15 protein-coding genes are annotated in these 18,671 nt (G+C 39.4%); 7 read left to right on the forward strand and 8 right to left on the reverse strand.

All coding sequences use genetic code 11. The features are described 5' to 3' along the window. Window positions 1-64: 64 nt before the first annotated feature. Window positions 65-3,874 (forward strand): carbamoyltransferase C-terminal domain-containing protein, encoded by a 3,810-nt coding sequence (locus tag LMF89_RS08230; RefSeq protein WP_229534617.1) that lies wholly within the window; start codon window positions 65-67, stop codon window positions 3,872-3,874. Window positions 3,875-4,225: 351 nt separating this feature from the next. After that, window positions 4,226-5,974 carry an ATP-binding protein gene (locus LMF89_RS08235; RefSeq protein WP_229534618.1) on the forward strand — a complete coding sequence of 583 codons (1,749 nt, stop codon included), beginning with the start codon at window positions 4,226-4,228 and terminating at the stop codon, window positions 5,972-5,974. Between the two features lie 138 nt (window positions 5,975-6,112). Here LMF89_RS08235 and LMF89_RS08240 read toward each other — a convergent pair whose 3' ends face one another. Beyond that, window positions 6,113-7,309 (reverse strand): multidrug efflux MFS transporter, encoded by a 1,197-nt coding sequence (locus LMF89_RS08240; RefSeq protein ID WP_229534619.1) that lies wholly within the window; start codon window positions 7,307-7,309, stop codon window positions 6,113-6,115. Window positions 7,310-7,743: 434 nt separating this feature from the next. Between LMF89_RS08240 and LMF89_RS08245 the strand changes: the two genes are divergently transcribed. The 3 genes from LMF89_RS08245 (at window position 7,744) to LMF89_RS08255 (ending at window position 8,995) form a co-directional block, all read left to right on the forward strand. Next, a complete protein-coding gene (locus LMF89_RS08245) occupies window positions 7,744-7,980 on the forward strand; it encodes a hypothetical protein (protein ID WP_229534620.1) in 237 nt (78 codons plus the stop codon). A 30-nt stretch (window positions 7,981-8,010) separates the two neighbouring features. Continuing rightward, a complete protein-coding gene (locus LMF89_RS08250; RefSeq protein WP_229534621.1) occupies window positions 8,011-8,277 on the forward strand; it encodes a hypothetical protein in 267 nt (88 codons plus the stop codon). Between the two features lie 376 nt (window positions 8,278-8,653). After that, the gene (locus LMF89_RS08255; protein WP_229534622.1) at window positions 8,654-8,995 is read left to right on the forward strand and encodes a L,D-transpeptidase; all 342 of its coding nucleotides are present in this window, start codon (window positions 8,654-8,656) and stop codon (window positions 8,993-8,995) included. 608 nt (window positions 8,996-9,603) lie between these two features. Here the strand turns inward: LMF89_RS08255 and LMF89_RS08260 are convergent. From LMF89_RS08260 to LMF89_RS08285, 6 genes are all read right to left on the reverse strand, one after another. After that, entirely contained in the window at window positions 9,604-10,254 is a 651-nt protein-coding gene (locus tag LMF89_RS08260; protein WP_229534623.1) for a hypothetical protein, read from the reverse strand. Continuing rightward, complete coding sequence (locus tag LMF89_RS08265; protein WP_229534624.1) at window positions 10,254-10,814, reverse strand: N-acetylmuramoyl-L-alanine amidase family protein; 561 nt, start codon at window positions 10,812-10,814, stop codon at window positions 10,254-10,256. Before LMF89_RS08265 ends, LMF89_RS08260 begins: the two co-directional genes overlap by 1 nt. Continuing rightward, window positions 10,807-11,163: a hypothetical protein gene (locus LMF89_RS08270; RefSeq protein WP_229534625.1), complete on the reverse strand. Its 357-nt coding sequence runs from the start codon at window positions 11,161-11,163 to the stop codon at window positions 10,807-10,809. The genes LMF89_RS08265 and LMF89_RS08270 overlap by 8 nt, the downstream gene beginning before the upstream one ends. Further along, window positions 11,163-11,411: a hypothetical protein gene (locus LMF89_RS08275; RefSeq protein WP_007954825.1), complete on the reverse strand. Its 249-nt coding sequence runs from the start codon at window positions 11,409-11,411 to the stop codon at window positions 11,163-11,165. Before LMF89_RS08275 ends, LMF89_RS08270 begins: the two co-directional genes overlap by 1 nt. 279 nt (window positions 11,412-11,690) lie before the next feature. Continuing rightward, the gene (locus tag LMF89_RS08280; protein ID WP_229534626.1) at window positions 11,691-12,518 is read right to left on the reverse strand and encodes a beta-keto acid cleavage family enzyme; all 828 of its coding nucleotides are present in this window, start codon (window positions 12,516-12,518) and stop codon (window positions 11,691-11,693) included. Window positions 12,519-12,530: 12 nt separating this feature from the next. Further along, the gene (locus LMF89_RS08285) at window positions 12,531-13,868 is read right to left on the reverse strand and encodes an aspartate aminotransferase family protein (protein ID WP_229534627.1); all 1,338 of its coding nucleotides are present in this window, start codon (window positions 13,866-13,868) and stop codon (window positions 12,531-12,533) included. A gap of 228 nt (window positions 13,869-14,096) precedes the next feature. On the opposite strand from LMF89_RS08285, the gene LMF89_RS08290 reads away from it, so the two are divergent. Next, complete coding sequence (locus tag LMF89_RS08290) at window positions 14,097-14,978, forward strand: LysR family transcriptional regulator (RefSeq protein ID WP_229534628.1); 882 nt, start codon at window positions 14,097-14,099, stop codon at window positions 14,976-14,978. A gap of 217 nt (window positions 14,979-15,195) precedes the next feature. On the opposite strand, the gene LMF89_RS08295 is transcribed toward LMF89_RS08290, so the two are convergent. Further along, window positions 15,196-16,482 (reverse strand): dicarboxylate/amino acid:cation symporter, encoded by a 1,287-nt coding sequence (locus LMF89_RS08295; RefSeq protein ID WP_229534629.1) that lies wholly within the window; start codon window positions 16,480-16,482, stop codon window positions 15,196-15,198. A 750-nt stretch (window positions 16,483-17,232) separates the two neighbouring features. Between LMF89_RS08295 and LMF89_RS08300 the strand changes: the two genes are divergently transcribed. Continuing rightward, a partial coding sequence (locus LMF89_RS08300) for a DUF7948 domain-containing protein (RefSeq protein WP_229534630.1) occupies window positions 17,233-18,671 on the forward strand: 1,439 nt, incomplete at its 3' end.

Here is an 18,671-nt window from a genome sequence, read left to right on the forward strand (position 1 = left end):
AAGTGGCAGGCGTTGGTCAATTTATTGGCGACAAACTGGTAAAATTTACTGGGAGGGATGATTTATGGCGACTTCAAATGAGCCAATGTATCATTTAGGAATTAACCTCGGACATGACCGTTCAGCAGCACTCGTAAGAAATGGAAAAATCGAAATCGCAATACAGCAAGAACGATTGGATAGGACAAAAAACAGTATAGGTTTTTTGCACCAAACATTGGGAGATTGTAAAAGCATTCAGATTCCTCATGAAGCGATTCAATATTGTCTACGAAAATACAATATTGGAATAAATGATCTTTCCAGTATTACGGCAAATATGCCGGGGATAGACTACTCAGAAGATATCTTACAAAGAATCTTCCCAAGGGAATTATCGGATAAAATTTGTACGATTCCAAGCCATCATTTATCTCATGCGTATACAGCTTACTGGCCATCGGGCTTTGATGAAGCAATTATTCTTGTTGTCGATGCTTCAGGCAGTACAGACAAAGAGGGGCTTACAGAATCATACAGCTTGTACATTGCAAAAGGAACCGAGATACAATTGTTGCATAGTGAAAAGGTAAAAGCTTATTTGGCATCACTTTCCACTCTCGGATTTATTTATGAATTCATTACAAAATTGGCTGGTTTTTCAACTATCATTGGGAAAAACCTGGCAATACCAGAAGCAGGAAAACTTATGGGATTGGCTCCCTATGGAACTTATTGTGATCAATGGCGTGAGTGGCTGCATACTAAACCGGAAAGTTACAGTATCGATATTTCTGCCTATGACTTGTTTCTGGAGGTGGAAGCACTAAAAAAATTATATGATGATGGTAAAGGAAAAGCTTACCTTAGACCATATATTGTAGATTTGGCATATAAAATTCAATCAGAATTGGAAAAGGCATTGTTACATATCGTTGAACTTGCAATTGAGCAAACGAACTGCAAAAAGCTTTGCTGCGCAGGAGGAGTGGCTTTAAATTCAGTTGTCAATTATAAACTTTTAACGCAACTTAATCTGGAAGATATCTTTGTTTTCCCTGCAGCTGGAGACGCAGGTATCGCTGCTGGGAATGCGCTTTGGGCATATCATAACATTGAAAGGGGTAACCTTCGCCCCAAACTAGAGAAAGCAGACCTTGGTAGAGATTATACTAAAGATGAAATTGAATCAGCTCTTCATAAGTTCGCAAATGAAATCATTATAGAAAAACTTTCTTCTCAAGAAATGGTTTCAACCTGCGCTGCTCATATGTCAAAAGGGAATATCATTGCAAGGTTTGAAGGCGGATCAGAATTTGGCCCCAGAGCTTTAGGCCATCGATCTATCATTGCTGATCCAACTTTTAAAAAAATGAAAGACATTGTAAATTATAGAGTCAAATTCAGAGAAGCCTTTAGACCATTTGCACCAGTCATACCTTTGGAAGAAATATCTACAATATTTGAACAAGCTATAGCATGCCCATTCATGCTTTTAGTTTCTAATATCAAAAAAGAATACCATGATCAAATTCCTTCTGTTACTCATTATGATGGTACAGGGAGAGTTCAAACAGTTACGTCGGAGCAGAACACCTTTTTTTATGATTTGTGTTACAACATGGTTAAAGAAAGAGAAGGATGTCCTGTTATTTTAAATACAAGCTTCAATATAGCCGGTCAGCCAATTATTGAAACACCAGAAGAAGCAATCAGCACATTCCTTTCAACTGACATCGATTTTCTTAGTCTTGAAGATTATTGGATAAGGAAAAGACATTCACCTGTATTAAGTTATGAAGAGCACTTGCTCCAATTGCAGGAACCTGATTATCCTCATGGTTTAGCAGAAAAAAGAATCGATGTTACTGACTTAATGAAGAAGTTAGATGAAGCTATTTTCTATGGCAATACGGAGAACTCATTTTGGACAACAAATGAATTAAAAAAGATTTCTTCCCAAGGCGCAATGTATAAAGAAACATCTGTTCTTTTTGCTAAGAATCCACTTGGCACCCATTTTTCAGCACAATTAGGTAAAGATCTGATACTTTTATTGGATCCACTGGGAATGTCAGAAATAAGAGATTTAACTGACCTAATTCCTTCAAAATATTATACATATGAAGAAGTACGCCTAATAATGCTTTGCTATAAAGACACAGAAGCCGAGCTTGAGGAATTGAGATTAGAGTTAAACTTATCTGAAAAGGCGTTTTGGGAAAAATTAGAGTGGGCTTCAAAACAGCTCAAAAGATACAATTTGCCCTATAAGATGCTTAGAAAAGAAAGCGACAGTACCAATAGTAAGCTTTCAGATAGTACTCTGGGACAGTTTACCGATGAGTCCTTCCGTTTATACAATACGCTTAAACAGTTTAATGATAACCTTACAAAGCATGGCTATTCAGAAAGTAACATTTGTAAATTGCTTGAGATTGAAACCCTTCAAAGTATCGAGCCAACTTATATCCATTACTATAACAATCATAAACTTGGTCAAGGAGAACTAGAAGACCTGCTCAGATTATTTTTACTGCGCGATTCTTTAAAGAAAGAAAGAATTACAGAGATACTTGGAGAGTGTTGTTTCCAGAATCTTTGCAACTTGGGAATCATTATTCCAAGGGGCAATTTGTTTGCCTCAAGAGTTGATATCTACTGTGTTAATGAGTTTTTTATTGCTACCGACCATCGATATATGATTTATGAAGAAGACAAGATCCAAGAAAATCCGGTTATGTATATTGGGATGGACAGTTTAGGTTTGGTACATACGGTACCGAAGTATTTATCCAAAAATACACTTGATCTATGTACAGGTTCCGGCATCCAGGCAATTACAGCCAGCTGCTACTCAAAGAAAGTCGTTGGGATAGACATCAATCCGCGGGCTATACGTTTTGCCAGATTTAATGCACAACTAAATGGAATATCAAATATAAAATTTGTTGAGGGTAATCTTTACGTACCTATCGGTAATGAAAAGTTTGATACTATTTTAGCCAATCCACCTTTTGTTCCAAGTCCCGATAGTAACTTAGACTTTAGAGATGGAGGCAATAATGGCGAAAAGTTATTAGAAGTAATTATCAAAAATGCTGATTTACACCTGAGCGATGCAGGAAGTCTTTTTATTGTTACTGATTTAGTGAATGTTCACCATTATGAGGAGAAATTGAACCAATGGTGGGGAGAAACAAAGGCAGATAAGCTAATACTGACTACCGCTGACAGAAATGATGTTTTATTTTCCATACCCCATTGCCATTACCCTTTTGAACAGACAATTGAGCAATACAATGCTGAACTGGATATGTGGATACAGAATTTTAATTGCTCAAGTATATCGTCAGTAAACTTTGGATACATTTTAATCAAAAAAGGAGGCAATAGTTTTTATTCAAAATCCATTTATAATCCTACCCAAGGGATTAATAAGAAGGTAGCCGAATATTTCGAACAAATTAATATGCTGCACTCAGTGGAGTGGGAAAATTTATATCTATTTCTATCTGATGACCTACATGTAAAAATTGACTACTCGTTTAGTAATAATAATGATAAGAAGTTCTATTTATATTCCAAAAATCAATATTATAGTGAATATTTAATAGATGAAAAGGTATATAAAGTTTTGGAAAGGATCGCCGAAGAAGAACTAGTGCTAGAAGAACTTGCTTTTAAAGATTATGTTGTTGACCTAATCTATAAGGGTCTAGTTAAAGTTAAATTTAAACAGCAGCACCAGAAATATTTCGATTCCTATGAGTGCAACGAAGTTGCCGCTACTTTAAGTCATTCTATGAGTTCAGAAACATGTGGAGACATCCACATTACGGAGTTTCAAACAAAAACAACGCCAACATGTCTTACATCCTATATAAGACAATAAAATAGAATATCGTAATATCTCATAGAAAAAATGCAGGATTGATGAAAAGTGAACAACCTTCTATCAATCGGTGTATTATCGGTAAATTTCTCCAATAATGTTAGAATGAGTTTTTCCAAGTATATTTCGAAAGCAGAATAATCACGAAACTTTGTAACATACAGACACCGCTTAGAAAGCTACATGCTTTGTTTTGGAGGCATTTTTTAATCATAGCCCTGTGCTTATCAAATGAAGCGCTTAATTTATATTTGTTTCAATTAATTGCTTCTAACAATGGATTGTATTGTTGGTCGAGATTTTTTTGTTACTTATATAATTTTGCATTAGTATAATATTTGGAGGTTTCTTATGTTACTACAACTTATTAAAAAATTAACCATGACTGATGAACAATTTAAACTTCAGCCGCAACTTAAATTTATCGCTATTATAAGTAAAGACCTAAAGTTTCTTTATGTGAGTGAAATGGGGGCAAAATACTTAGGTCTAAAGCCAATTGATATGATAGGTAAAAATTGGAGGGACCTTAATACTGATTTACCATCGGAAGATTTTGAGCGATTGGATGAGAAAATAATAGAGGTATTCAATACGGGAGCCGCTGTATATGATAATTATATAGGCGTTTCTAATGCAGAAGGACAGCATCACTCTTTTGAATATTTGATAAATCCAATTATTACACCTAGCGGAGACATTGAAGCGGTTATGTGCAATGTTACAGATACTACAGAGAGCAATTTATCAGAGATCCCCCTCCCTAATCAAGTTACGACAATCAGCGAGTTAATTGAGTCATGCCCAATGGCTATTTTTATAGTTGATAAACAAGGGAGAATACTTACTGTAAATAAAGAATTTATAAAAAATATTTCCTCTAACCGATTTATCAATGAATACTCTATTGAACACGCTGAATCTGCGATTGCCAAAGCGCTGAGTGGAGTTGAAACCAGCCAAGAATTTTTATCTACATTAGAAAGAAAGTATCAAATAAGTGAGCAAGAGAATTTCAGGGGAAAGACCCAGGAGAAACAGCAACAACTCTTAAATCAATATTTAACCGAAAATAAAAAGCTAAACCAATTAATTGAGTTATGCCCTTTGGGAATTGTCTTGTATGATAACAAAGGTAATGTTATCGCATTGAATAAAGCTCATCGTGAACGTATATCAAATTTCAAAAAAGAAGAATTTCTAGGTAAGTCAGGGCGCTATCTTTTAGAAGCACTAGGATTAGATTGGGAGCACTCACCTTGTAATCAAGCATTAAAGGGAATAGAAACTTTGGATTATTATCTAAAGAACGCATATGGAAATTGTTATTTACTGAATGCAATTCCACTTCGTAATTACGAGAATACGATTATTGGTGCCATGACAATCATCCATGATATCACCGAATATGAAAAACTCAAGGAAGACATGACAAAACTTGATCGCTTAAATTTGGTAGGAGAAATGGCGGCTGGAGTAGCCCATGAAATCAGAAACCCTATGACAGTTATTAAAGGCTATCTGCAATTCCTTAGTAAAAATGTTTCAGACAGTATGGTCGAGCAGTTTTGTCTTGTTTTATGCGAATTAGAACGAATTGAGCAAATTATTACTGATTTCCTCTCTTTGGCAAAAAATAAGCTGGTAGAGAACAAAAAGCAAGACTTAAATGCTATCATAAAAGGAATTCTTCCACTTATAGCAACTAACGCAACAGAGCGAGATATTGAGTTGAAAGTAAATCTAACTGAAGGATTACCTCACCTCTTATTGAATGAAAAAGAAATTAAACAGTTGCTCTTAAATCTTGTAAGAAACGGCATCGAAGCTATGGGCCAACAAGGAACGCTAATTATTGAAAGTATCCTTGAGGGTGATACGGTTTCCTTATGTGTTGCAGATTGCGGATGCGGGATTTGTAAAGAGAATCAGGAAAAAATATTTGATCCATTCTTCACTACAAAGGAAAGTGGTACTGGGCTGGGGCTTTCTGTTTGTGTAGGAATTGTACGACGCCACAACGGAATTATAGAGGTACAATCGGAAGAAGGTAAGGGAACCCGATTCATAATTACTTTTAATGCATTAGACGCAAGGTAAAACAACTTTTGTTCGGATAACTATATTGGATTGTTAACTATATCTTTTCGAGATGATTCTTGACTTTAATATTAAAGCGATTCTCTTTGTTTAATCCAATAAAAAAAAGGTCCCTTATTGGGACCTTTTTTTATTGGATTAACAAACATTAAACTTTTCTTTGTATATCGTATAATAAACCCAAAATCCGTTCACTAGCAACAATGCCCCCGTAAAGAAAAACACATAACGAATACCAAACGTACCTGCCATTTGTCCACCTAGTATCGAACCTAGAAATACACCAAAAAATTGCGCGGATTGATTATAGCCCAAAGCTCGGCCTGTGATGAACTGTGGTGTACTTTGCGCAATAAGACTGTTAACAGAAGGTAATAGACCTGCCGTAGCCAGCCCCAGCAAAAAGCGAAGTACTCCCAGCTCCCAAGGATGTTCTACAAAGGCCTGAGGAACGAACAACACCCCCGCTACAACCAATGCTGCTAATAGCACTTTTTGCGGTCCAATTCGATCTGAAATTTTCCCAAGCCGAGGAGCCGAGATTATACTTGCCAGACCTGAAGCAGCAAAAACCGCACCTGAAATGAGAGCAATATGATTCGTGCCTGAAGATAATTGGGCAATGTAGACAGTAATAATCGGCTGTATGGACATAAGCGCAAGCTGCATGATCAAGGTAGTAATGAACAAACACACCGTTACCTTATGGTTGGGAAGAAGCTCCCAAACCTCATGAAAGTTAAGGTTGCATTGCTTGTTTATAGTAATTTTATTTTCTTTAATGAATAGGAAGGATGCAATAAAAGCAACAAAACACATGCAGCCAATTGCAATAAAGGTTGCTCGAAATCCTATTATTTCTGCTAAAAATCCGCCAAACAAAGGCCCAAGTAAGGTACCTCCAACTTGCCCGCTAAAAAGGATGCCCATTGCCCATCCAACTTGTTCATTTGGTGTTTGCGTCGCAACTAATGTAATGACTGCCGATTGAAAACCAGAAAGGGCTCCTTGAAAAATCCGCAAACCCGTTAGCTGATACACATTATCCACAAACCCCATACAAGTCACGATTATAGATAACCAGAGACTTGCTCTTAGAATCATAGATTTTCGTCCATACTTGTCTGCAAACTTACCCCAAATAGGAGCAAAAATCGCCAAACTTATAAAGTTACTCCCGAAAACGATTCCCGACCATTTCGCAATCGACGCTGCCCCATGGACACCGAGATGTTCAATATAAAGGGGCAGTGACGGAGCCATCTGACTCATACCTGAAGAGACAATAAACACTGCAAACCAACAGACATATAAATTTTTCTTCCAAATCTCCATAAAGCACCTGCGTTATTCTACATTCTATTTTAAAGACTATTTTTAGTCTACTCTTCTCTATTCAATTAAATTCCTAGGTTTCCTTCACAAAAAGATCACTATTGTGGATAACCCTGTGCATAAGGTGTGAATGTTTGTGGATAACTTAATTACAGCCTTATAGACGGTTCCTAAATCTAACGTTTTTCCAATTGTCACCACCTCAAAAACTGTTAACCTTCACGTTGAAGAATATCTGCAGGTTCTTGAACAAATAAGGTAAGAGAAATATAAAAGATTCTCACCGACTTGCGCACAAAGGGAAGTTCAGTACGAGTCATTATCAAGGGAGTAAGTGATCCAGCTTGCCTATCAGTTCTTCCCCGTATACAATCGGGATGTTAAGGTAAAACTAACTTCGATTCAATAACGACTGTGACTGGAAGTGACAATTGGTGAGTAACAGTGTTCTTATGTGGTCAATGTGCTTTGTTCCTTGGCTCTCTCTCTTCTTCATGAAGAAAGAGGAGATAAAGCATTGGATGCCTGTTGCCATGTTTGCTCTAGTCCTGACTGTCATCATTCATGACGTAGGGACTACATTAGGATTTTGGGCTACTCGGGAATCAATTTTTCCTTTTCATCAAATGATGCCTTACTTTTTTGGTACCATGCCTGTATTAACAATGTGAATTTTTAAGTTCACCTATGGACGTTTTGGAATGTATTTTATTACCAACACCATTCTAGATATAGGGTTTAACTTTTTTTTGCTAAACTACCTTTTACCAAATAACGGAATATTAGATTTCAAAATATCCCCATTTTTATCGCTGCCAATCACGATAACACATGCAGTAGTAATTTATGGTTATCAAATGTGGCAAGATGGAGTTCCCTTAGATGCCAAGAACCGTGTCGCTAGCAGCATGCAACCAGCTGTAGCAAAACCTCTTTTTAATCAACAAGAAGATGAAAAAGAAGATTAGGATCATTTCTGTAGCAATTCTTATAAATAAGCCTTCTGGCGTTTCGCCATAAGGCTCATTTTACCTGATTTTCTTTTTTAAAACCAATATTAAGTACCATGCTAACCATACACCAATAAACCATAAGTTCAGACCATTCTACGTGTTACACCTTGAAAAATGATTTGAGGCCCTCGACATTCACAATAACACCATAGCTCTATAGCATATTAATGACGATCATTTGGATATTGATGATTCAGGGATTCCAAATTCAGTCTTTCTTTATATACATAATGGATTTGTTTTTAAATAATCCCTTGCCTCTATACGTTCTATCTTTTTGAACAAAAAATGTAATCTTGCATAGAATAAGTTTGAAGGAGATGAACAACCAATGAAAAAGCATATTGCCGTAAATCTTACCACTTTTCGTACTTCTTATTATGAAGATGATACGTTAATCAAAGAATATTCCGTAGGTATTGGTAAAGCTGATACACCTACCCCGCCAGGAAATTATCAGATTATCGAAAAGTTGATATTTGAAAAGATAGCCGATGTAGACCTTGGCTCCCGAAGGTTGGTCCTATCGTCTGATAAAACATGCCTGCATGGCTCATGGAATGGTCCGGTAGAAGGCTATGTCTCTGGCGGCTGTGTTCGAATGTATAATCAGGATATTGAAGAGTTATTTGAAAAAATCGAAATTGGCACATCCGTAATTATGATACCATAGTCATATGGGAAACTGTTCATAATTTAAAAAATAAATAGTAAAAATAAGCATGCAAGATTGTTATCATCTCTGCATGCTTATTTTTATCATGATCATTCTTTATAATTGCTCTTAAGATTCTCTTCTTTTTCGCAATGAACCACCGAACTTGTCTGCTGGATTTTTTTAACATTTTTCGGTTCTAAACTTCTATAACAACGCATATATTTTATAAGGGCAGAGTTTCGGCCTCTGCCCTTAAACCGAATATGGGAGGTGACTTTAATGCGTCTTGAGACGAAACGCTTCAACTTTAACGTCTCAGACTGGCTACTACTAGTCTTGCTACGCATTATTGCCGAATTGTTCACCTGATCGCTCCCATTATTCTAGCCGAGCGCCCTTGTTAACGCAAGGGCGCTCAATGATGTATCATACGCTTATTATATTCAAATTAGAACCTTCGCAAAAAAATAATATAGAGCCACATGACTCCTACTCCTGCAATTACTCTCTCTGTAACTACTGTCTGATAGATAGGTTCAAAATAAAAAGTACCGCCCTACCAAAGGTAAGACGGTGCTTTTGTGTAGATAATTATATTTCGTTACTGCAGCTGTAGGTACGTTTTAAAATTTAAATCCGGCACCAACATAAGCAGCCGACTGACTGCCTGCCAGTTGATAAGCACCAACTTTACCGATACTGCCAGTGTAGCCAGCAGCAGGCTCAATCTTACCTTTTGTGAACATCGCACCGACTGTGATCACGTTGTGCCTTGTCAAATCAATCGTCGGTATCTCAGCTTTCATTGTGATTGTGCTGGTCTGTTGTAAATCGATCATATTTTTATCAAAGACAAATTGCTCATCATCCGTCTTATCAAACTTGCCTACCTTGCCATTCACCATATAGATAAATTGTTGTTTGCCAATATCAAATTTACCGTCTAACTTTGCAGGAATAGCACCAGGTGTATCGTTAGCCACTGGTTCTACTAAGACTTCTTTAACTTCCCCTGGTAAATAGACCGTTTGCCCTGGCACATACTGCAGTTTTGTATCTGTAACCGTTTTGACTGTCTCCTTTATAGTAGGAGGCTTATTCTTTTCTACCGCCAAGGCTTGCCTATCACCTTCTGCTAAGACATGCCCTATGGCTAATCCTGTAACGATGCCTATAATTAAAGAGATTACGGCAACGATTATGAGGGTTCTAAGTGTATATTTTCCTATGCCAATTTTGGAGTTAATAAGGCTTAAAAGTTCTTCCTCACTCATTACGCACTCACCTGCCAATCCGTTATGCCCCTAGCAATTGCTGCCGCAAACATACGCTTACCTTCATCACTTGCTAAAATAGCCTCTTCCTTTGGATTGGATATGAATGCAAGCTCAACCAATACTGCTGGCGCAACCGTATTATTAAGAACATACAATCCTGCCTCTTTATCCACATCACCGTCTGACCAATCACCACGGACTGGCAACGTGGGAAATTCCCCAGCCATTTGCGCCATAATATAATTGGCCAAACTATCAGCTCTAGTTTGTCCTCTGCTGGTCCAGATCTCCATGCCAGTGGCTGTAGGTGCAGAAAAGGAATTACAATGGATACTTACTACTGCATCTGCTCCCCAGGCATTGGCTCGATCGCAAATATCTTGCAAACTGTCCGACTGATATACTATAACATCGCAGCCAGCCGACCTTAAATAAACTGAGACCATGGCACCCACATCGACAGCAACGTCCGATTCGCGCAATCCAGATGGTCCAAGGGCTCCTGGATCAGGATATCCCCCTGGTGCATGTCCAGGATTAATAAATATTTTAGCCATTAATTTTGTCCTCCCCATGTAAATTTGGTGTATTTGTTGCCTTTTGCATCTTTCTTATTACCGCCACTTCTGCGTCAATTACCCAACCAATCAGCGCGCCAGGGATAATAAATTTTCTCCATCCTAAAATATCGTTTATCTGCTGGATTGCAGATCTTCGCTTATCGGTGTTTTCCATACTGTCGGCAAATCGATCGAGCTCAAAGATAATATTTCGAATCGATTCTTTTAGCCGTCCATCCCGAAGTTTCGCAAACATCACGAATAACCCAATAGCCAAAACATTAGCCGCCACCAATATGCCAGCAGCTACATAAATGATTTGTAATTTACTTGTTGGTATCATCATTAATGTACCCCCATTCCATCTAATCTTTTATGGGCCGATTTTGCCGCTTCTTCCACAGCAACAAGCCTTTTATCAATTCCTTTTTGATCTTGATCTAACCGAAAAAGCATATCTTTCATTTCGGTAATTGCCTCTTTTAGCGCTGTTATTGCAGTTTGCAAAGGCTTAACGATTAAATATTTTACTAACCCTGCTGTAAAACTAATGATTGTAATGAGCTGTACCGTATTGCTAAGATTTAATTCCAATGTCCCACCCCCAAAAATCAATTCTTATTTATCTACATTCCAGACTTAAACTAAATTAAACCCCTCTCTCTCTTTATCCGTACAATTACAGCCAGATTGAGGTAGGTATAAAAACCAGCTAAAATTTGTCAAGTTTTTTAGCTGGCAATTATTTTCGTTCATCTTTAACCAAATTTAAGCCTTCCGACAAAACGCCGGAAGGCTTAAATTTACGAATATATATATATCTTTTCAAGCAGAAACTTTACTCTATCTAAGGTATCTCCTCTGTCAAGATACTCATATTAGGCTGTTCTCTGTTATACCCCATATTCTTCTTACATCTTCTGGAGTTGCTATTTCTCGCCCCATAGCCTTTGCAATATTAGCAATACGCTCTACCAAAGCAACATTAGTTGCCAATATACCTTTACTATAATATACGTTATCTTCAATTCCTACCCTCACATGTCCGCCCAATGCCATTGCCATTACGGATAAATTGACATGTTGAGGACCAATGACGGAGACACTCCAAACTGCATTATGCGGTAAGCTTTCATACAGAAAAAATAGATTCTTAGGAGTTGCCGGTAAAGAACCTTTAACTCCTAATACAAAGTTGAATAACAAGGGTTCCTTAATCAGTCCTGCCTGCTCTAAACGAACAGAATTGCTAATCATCGCCGTATCAAACACTTCTATTTCCGGTTTAATATTTCTTTCCAGCATGGTTTTTGCCAGATATTCAACAAGCTTTGGCTCATTGGCATTAATACTTGTTGGAAAATTAGAGGATCCGGACGATAAACTAGCAGAAAGTGGATTTAACACTAGTGCTTCTGCCCTGGCCTCTCCTGATTTTCCACCTCGTGCACCAGTGGATATTTGTTTTACAATGGGACATCCCGCCTTATCAAGTAACCGAACCGTTTGCGCAAAATATTGCAAATCACAAGTTGGGACTCCCTCCCCGTCCCTTGCATGAATATGAGCTACAGCAGCTCCCTTCTCATAACAAGCGACAAGATCCTTGGCAATTTCCTCTGGCGTCACAGGAACATGAGGCGTCATACTTTTCGTTGGCACATTACCAGTCGGTGCGATTGTGATAATTAGTTTTTCCATTCTACTCACCTCTTATTTCATTGATCCAATATTTTTATCAAATTCAGTAAATCCAGCTACCATGCCTTCGATCAATTCATCGGCCTGGTTCTTTGTAATAATCAGTGGTGGTGCAAGAAGGAACTGATCCCCATTTTCTCCATCCGCATTACCATTACCAGGATATACAATCACCCCATGCTTTATTAATGTACTGGTAAGCTTTTCTGCCATCACCATTTTAACTGGGAAAGGTTCTTTCGTTACTTTGTCTTTTACAATTTCCACGCCAAGCATTAACCCCTTACCTCTCACATCCCCCACATAAGAAAACGGCAATAATTTTTCCTTTAATTGTGCCAGCAGATAATCTCCAACAATACGAGAGTTTTCTACTATTTTATCCTCTACCAATGTTTTAACTACGGCCAACGCAACCGCTGCTGATAAAGGATTTCCCCCATAGGTGTGACCATGAACAAATACGCCAGAGCCTTGTTTAAAGGTATTGTAAATTTCTTCTTTCGCAATGACAGCGCCTAATGGAGAATATCCGGCACTCATACCTTTAGCAGCACAAATCATATCCGGGACAACGCCCCAATCCTCAATACTGAACATAGATCCTGTCCGGCCAAAACCAGCCATTACTTCATCAGCTATAAATAAAATATCATAATGATCACAAATTTCTCGAATAATTTTAAAATAATCCTTATGAGGAACAATCGCACCACAGGCTGCGCCGCCTACTGATTCTGCAATAAAGGCGGCAACATGATCCGCTCCCTCCATTTTAAGGGTTCGTTCCAAATCAAGAGCGCAATCCACATTACAGGTATCTTGACTTTTACCAAATGGACAGCGATAGCAATATGCTGGCGCAATATGAGGAAAATTTAAAAGTAGTGGTGTATATTTTCCACGTCTTTTATCACCTGTCATGGACAAGGAGCCAATGGTATTTCCATGAAAACTCTTCCAGCGAGAGATAATTCGATATTTTCCTGTTTTTCCATCTCGCTCCATATAGTACTGCCGTGCCATCTTTAGTGCTGATTCAGTTGCTTCTGAACCTCCAGATACCAAATATAGCTTACTCAAGGAGCCGGGAGCCAAGCTAGCTATTAAATCTGCCAATTCTTGAATGGGAGTGGATGTCCAGCGTGATAAATGGCTAAAGGCTACCGATTTAGCTTGTTTCACCATCGCGTCGATAATCCGGGGATGAGCATGACCTAAATTTGATACAGCCGCTCCTGAACAAGCATCAATATACTTGTTGCCTTCTTTATCATATAGATAAATCCCCTCACCATGATCGACCTCAAGATAGTTTTTATTTACATTACGATAAAATACATTACTCATATACTTATCATCCCTTTTATTTATATTTAATTCTGTTTTACACCCATTCCATGGTTTTGAGAAAACTGCATTGGAGCAAGAGAATCTCATCAGAGTGATCCTCTATCTTTTTTGAAAGCATATAGACTTATTTTTGACGACAGTATATCATATAATTATCAATAGGAATAACGATTATTTTATATGATTATAATCACTTTTATATATGGTTAAGAGGAGATGAAGGGTATGGAATTACGCCAGTTACAGATATTTTACGTTGCCGCCCAAACACTTAACTTCACAAAAGCAGGTTTGAAACTAGGCTACGCGCAATCCAATATTACCGGTCAAGTTCGTCAACTCGAAGAGGAACTAAAAGTGAAACTATTTGATCGGATAGGACGGAGAATTCAGCTAACAAGCGACGGTAAAAAACTGCTAAACCATGCCAAGTGTATACTAGATCTATATGAAAGAGCTAAAGAAGATTTTCTACCTCAAGGCATTGGCGGCGTCCTAAACATTGGTGCCGCTGAAACCGTCTGCGTTTATCGTCTTCCTCAAATCTTAACTGAATACCGCAAACTATATCCCCAGGTTGAAATACGAGTTCAAACAGAAAGCTGTGAGCATTTTTTTGAATTAATCAAGGCCAACACTATTGATATAGCTCTGGTACTGACCGACAAAATAAAATCTACGGAAATGGTGGTACAAACACTACATGATGAAGCAATGACAGTTGTGGCAAGCCCGCTTCATCCTCTGGCACATAAGAAAAATATTAAACCCCATGATTTTACCGATGAATGTTTAATCATCACATTACCAGGCTGCGGCTATCGCCCTATGGTCCTCTCTTTGTTTAAAGAGAATCATGTTAAACCTGGAGCACTTATGGAACTTTCCAGCATTGGTGCCATAAGACAATGTACCATCTGCGGTTTAGGTGCTGCCATGTTACCAAAAATTGCTGTTCAAGATGATTTAGAGCGAGGTAAACTTGTCGAGTTAGACTGGACCGGACCTAAGATTGACGTAAAAACCCAACTAATTTACCACCATGAAAAATGGCTAACGCCAGCAATGCGTGCTTTTTTAGAACTATGTGGTTCCATGAAGCAATAATTATATAAACCAGTTAAAGCAGTATAAGAATATTATTTCTTCACGATACTGCGCTCCAGGATTAATCATTCATAAAGATCAGCTACATTCTATTGTTTCTATGGTAGAACGGATGAAAGGGAGCTCTTACGGCAATCCGTACTCCAGAGCTCCTTACCATCCGTTTTGTGCTGAGAATATGTTTACTTACCCTCGTAATTCGTTCTAGTTACGTTAGTTAAGCCTGCATCTCGTTAAATTGTCTAGGAGCATTAGGGTTTCCAAAAAAACGGTTCAGAAGCAGAGCAACAAAGGTGTTGCCAAATACATTAACAACCGTACGTCCCATATCCATGAGTCGATCCACGCCAGCGAGAATAGCGATAGCTTCGGCTGGCAGCCCTATGGTAGTCAATATAACGGCCATTACGACAAGTGATGCTGATGGAATGTTAGCCGTTCCTTTATTTGCAATCAAAGTGGTCAGCAGAATGGTCGCAAGCGCCCCCATGGAAAGATGCAGACCATAAGCATCGGCGATGAAACAAATCGCAAGTGACTGGTATAAAGCAGATCCGTCAAGGTTAAAGGTGTATCCAAGAGGCAGGCAAAACGCCGGTATCTTAGTCAGAATACCCATTTTTTCAAGTGCTTTGTACAGAACTGGTAGCGCCGGTTCGGAAGAGCAAGTAGCAAATCCCAGAAGTAAAGCGTCCGCTATGGTTTTCACCATTTTTATCGGTTTGTATCCTAGCATGGCAACTAAAGCCAAGAATATAAGTCCGAATACAAATAGACCAACATATAAAGTAAGGATCAACTTGGATAACGCAATAATCATTGCCATGCCCTGTGATGCGAAAACCCAAGCCATAATACCTGCTACTGCAATCGGGGTCACACGTAAGATGCCATTAACAATTTTTATCGTGGCCTCGAATAAGGTTTCCAAGATATCGATAATTGGCTTGGCTTTTTCCTTCATCGTCCCAAGTGCTACTCCAAATGCAATACAGAAAGTTAGAAAGGGCAGAATTTTTCCAGCCGCAGCAGTTGCCAATACGTTATCAGGAATTAAGTCCAGAAAAAACTTCACCCAATCAATTGATTTTGCCAAGTCTTGAGGGATAACGCCAGTGGCAGTCATCGCAACTCCGAGCCCCGGATGAAAGACCTGGTTAAGCGCAATGCCTAACAGTGAAGCTATACCAGTAGCAAAGTAAAACCATGCGAAAGTAACAGCTGCCATTTTCCCTAGCTGTTTCATGTCACTAGCCATATGATAAATACCCATGACGACTGACGAAAATACCAACGGAATGATGATCATCTTAATGGACTTGATAAACGCAGTCCCTACGGGTGCTAGAGTCTTGCCGAAATCAGGCCACAAACTTCCCACCACTACACCTACGATAAGGCCGACTATCATTTGCTGCCATAAAGGAACTTTGGCCTCCAGCTTATCGAAAAAGCCCATCTTACTTTTCGCCTTAATCGTCTCTTGAAGTTGTATATTATCCATCTTCAAATTCCTCCCACAATTAAATTTTACAACACCAAATCGTTAGCACAATGAAGCGTGAATCACCTCCCAAAAGTAGCATACTGTCACTTTTAGTAAATAACTGATAAAAAAAAGAAAACTCATTTCAATTTAATGAAAAGAGTCTTCTTTGACTGCTAAATATTTACGATTGCATTTACCAGTTCAGCAATCATAAGTATGAATTTTTCCTTGGTCACAGTATAACATGTGTATATCCTTATTAAAAATCACCATTCATGATTACGATAATCATTCATGATGATGAATCATCTTAGTAGTACCGCTTAAGTGAATTGGCCGCCAAATGGCAATAAGTCTAAAAAAGCCTTCCGTCAAAACGCCGGAAGGCCTCTAATTTGCTGGAGCGAGTGAAGGGATTCGAACCTCAGCCCACGGCTTAGGAAGGCGGGGATTGGCTATTTCCTATATAGTTAGCGAATTCGGCACCCATGGATAAATCCTTTTAAAACATAATAAAATAATAATCATGTATTTACGAAGAATATCAGTAAGATACGTCTCTACCGTTTATGTAAGAAGAGAAGTCAGCATCATCCAGTTTATGGACACTGGCTTTTATTTTGGCCGTTCCATGTAACTTTTCCAATACGAAGTACATATGCTATTGAGAAATATGTTTTGTAAACAAGGAATTGACGGCATAGAAGATGTTGTTCTTGATCCTTTAGGGACTCCTTTTCTATGACTCTACAAGGAGGTTACAAATTGTTCCCTATAGTAACGAAGTATTCCCAATCAGGTATCCCCCCAGAACAAGAGAAGCATATCCTTGACTCTCTGATGAACCTATCACAAACTTTCATTCCTAACGCCGGTCAGGTGGCCACACCTGCACATTTTTACACTCGTGGCGCAGGCTACGGCTTTTACTTTACTCCAGCAGCAGTAAATATGGCATTCATAGAACGTCCGACAAAGCCAGCCAAATTGGATCATCATCACCGTCATTTTCGTCTGGATGAGGATCAGTCGGAAATGGAACAAACTAGGCAAGGAATGGCCCTTTCCCTCCGTTTTATCGAGTCCAATCCGTCTGCCAACATCAAAGCACGTAAGGAACAACCAGGCATCATTAACTTCTTTATCGGCAACGACCCAGCCAAATGGCAGACCAACCTGCATTCCTATGCTGAGATTGTCTACTCTGAGCTGTGGCCAGGCATCGACATGGTATTTCGCAACACTGGCGGCGTGCTGAAATATGAGGTCATCATCCAACCAGGCGCAAACCCGAACAACATCCGCCTGACCTACGACGGGGCAGACAACCTATCGCCGGATGCTGACGGCAACCTGCTCATCCATACTCCAATGGGTATATTGACCGAGCAGCGCCCGGTGAGTTACCAACTAGACGGTGAACAACAATTGCCTGTCGCTACGGAATTTGCCCTCGAACATCAGCCGAACGGCGCTTTGGCCTTCGGATTTACCGTAGGCGTTGACTATGACCCCCGTTACCCGCTGGTAATCGACCCCGGCTTGGTCTACTCTACCTACCTCGGCGGCAGCAGCCTTGATCAAGGCATTGGCATCGCGGTCGATACATCCGGCAATGCCTATGTCACCGGGCTGGCTCAATCCCCCGATTTCCCCACTACTCTGGGCGCATTTCAGACCACTTTCAGAGGCGATGGAGATGCTTTTGTCACCAAATTAAACCTCGCCGGCTCAGCACTCGTCTACTCCACCTACCTCGGCGGCAGCATTCCTATACGCTTCAGCAGCTTTGATACAGCCAGTGGCATCGCGGTCGACACATCCGGCAACGCCTATATCACCGGACTGGCTCAAACCAGAGATTTCCCCATTACTCCGGGCGCGTTTCAGACCACTTTCACAGGCATTTTTGCTGCTTTTGTCACCAAATTGAACCCCGCCGGCAACGCCCTCGTCTACTCCACCTTCCTCAGCAGCAGCGGCTTTGATCAAGGCAGTAGCATCACGGTCGACACATCCGGCAATGCCTATGTCACCGGGTTGACTCTATCCCCCGATTTCCCCACTACTCCGGACGCGTTTCAGACTACTCTCAAAGGCGGACAGGATGCTTTTGTCACCAAATTAAACCTCGCCGGCTCAGCCCTCGTCTACTCCACCTACCTCGGCGGCATTAATTCTGATACAGCCTCAGGCATCGCGGT

The sequence above is a fragment of the Pelosinus baikalensis genome, from assembly GCF_020819555.1.
GTDB classification, from domain to species: domain Bacteria; phylum Bacillota; class Negativicutes; order DSM-13327; family DSM-13327; genus Pelosinus; species Pelosinus baikalensis.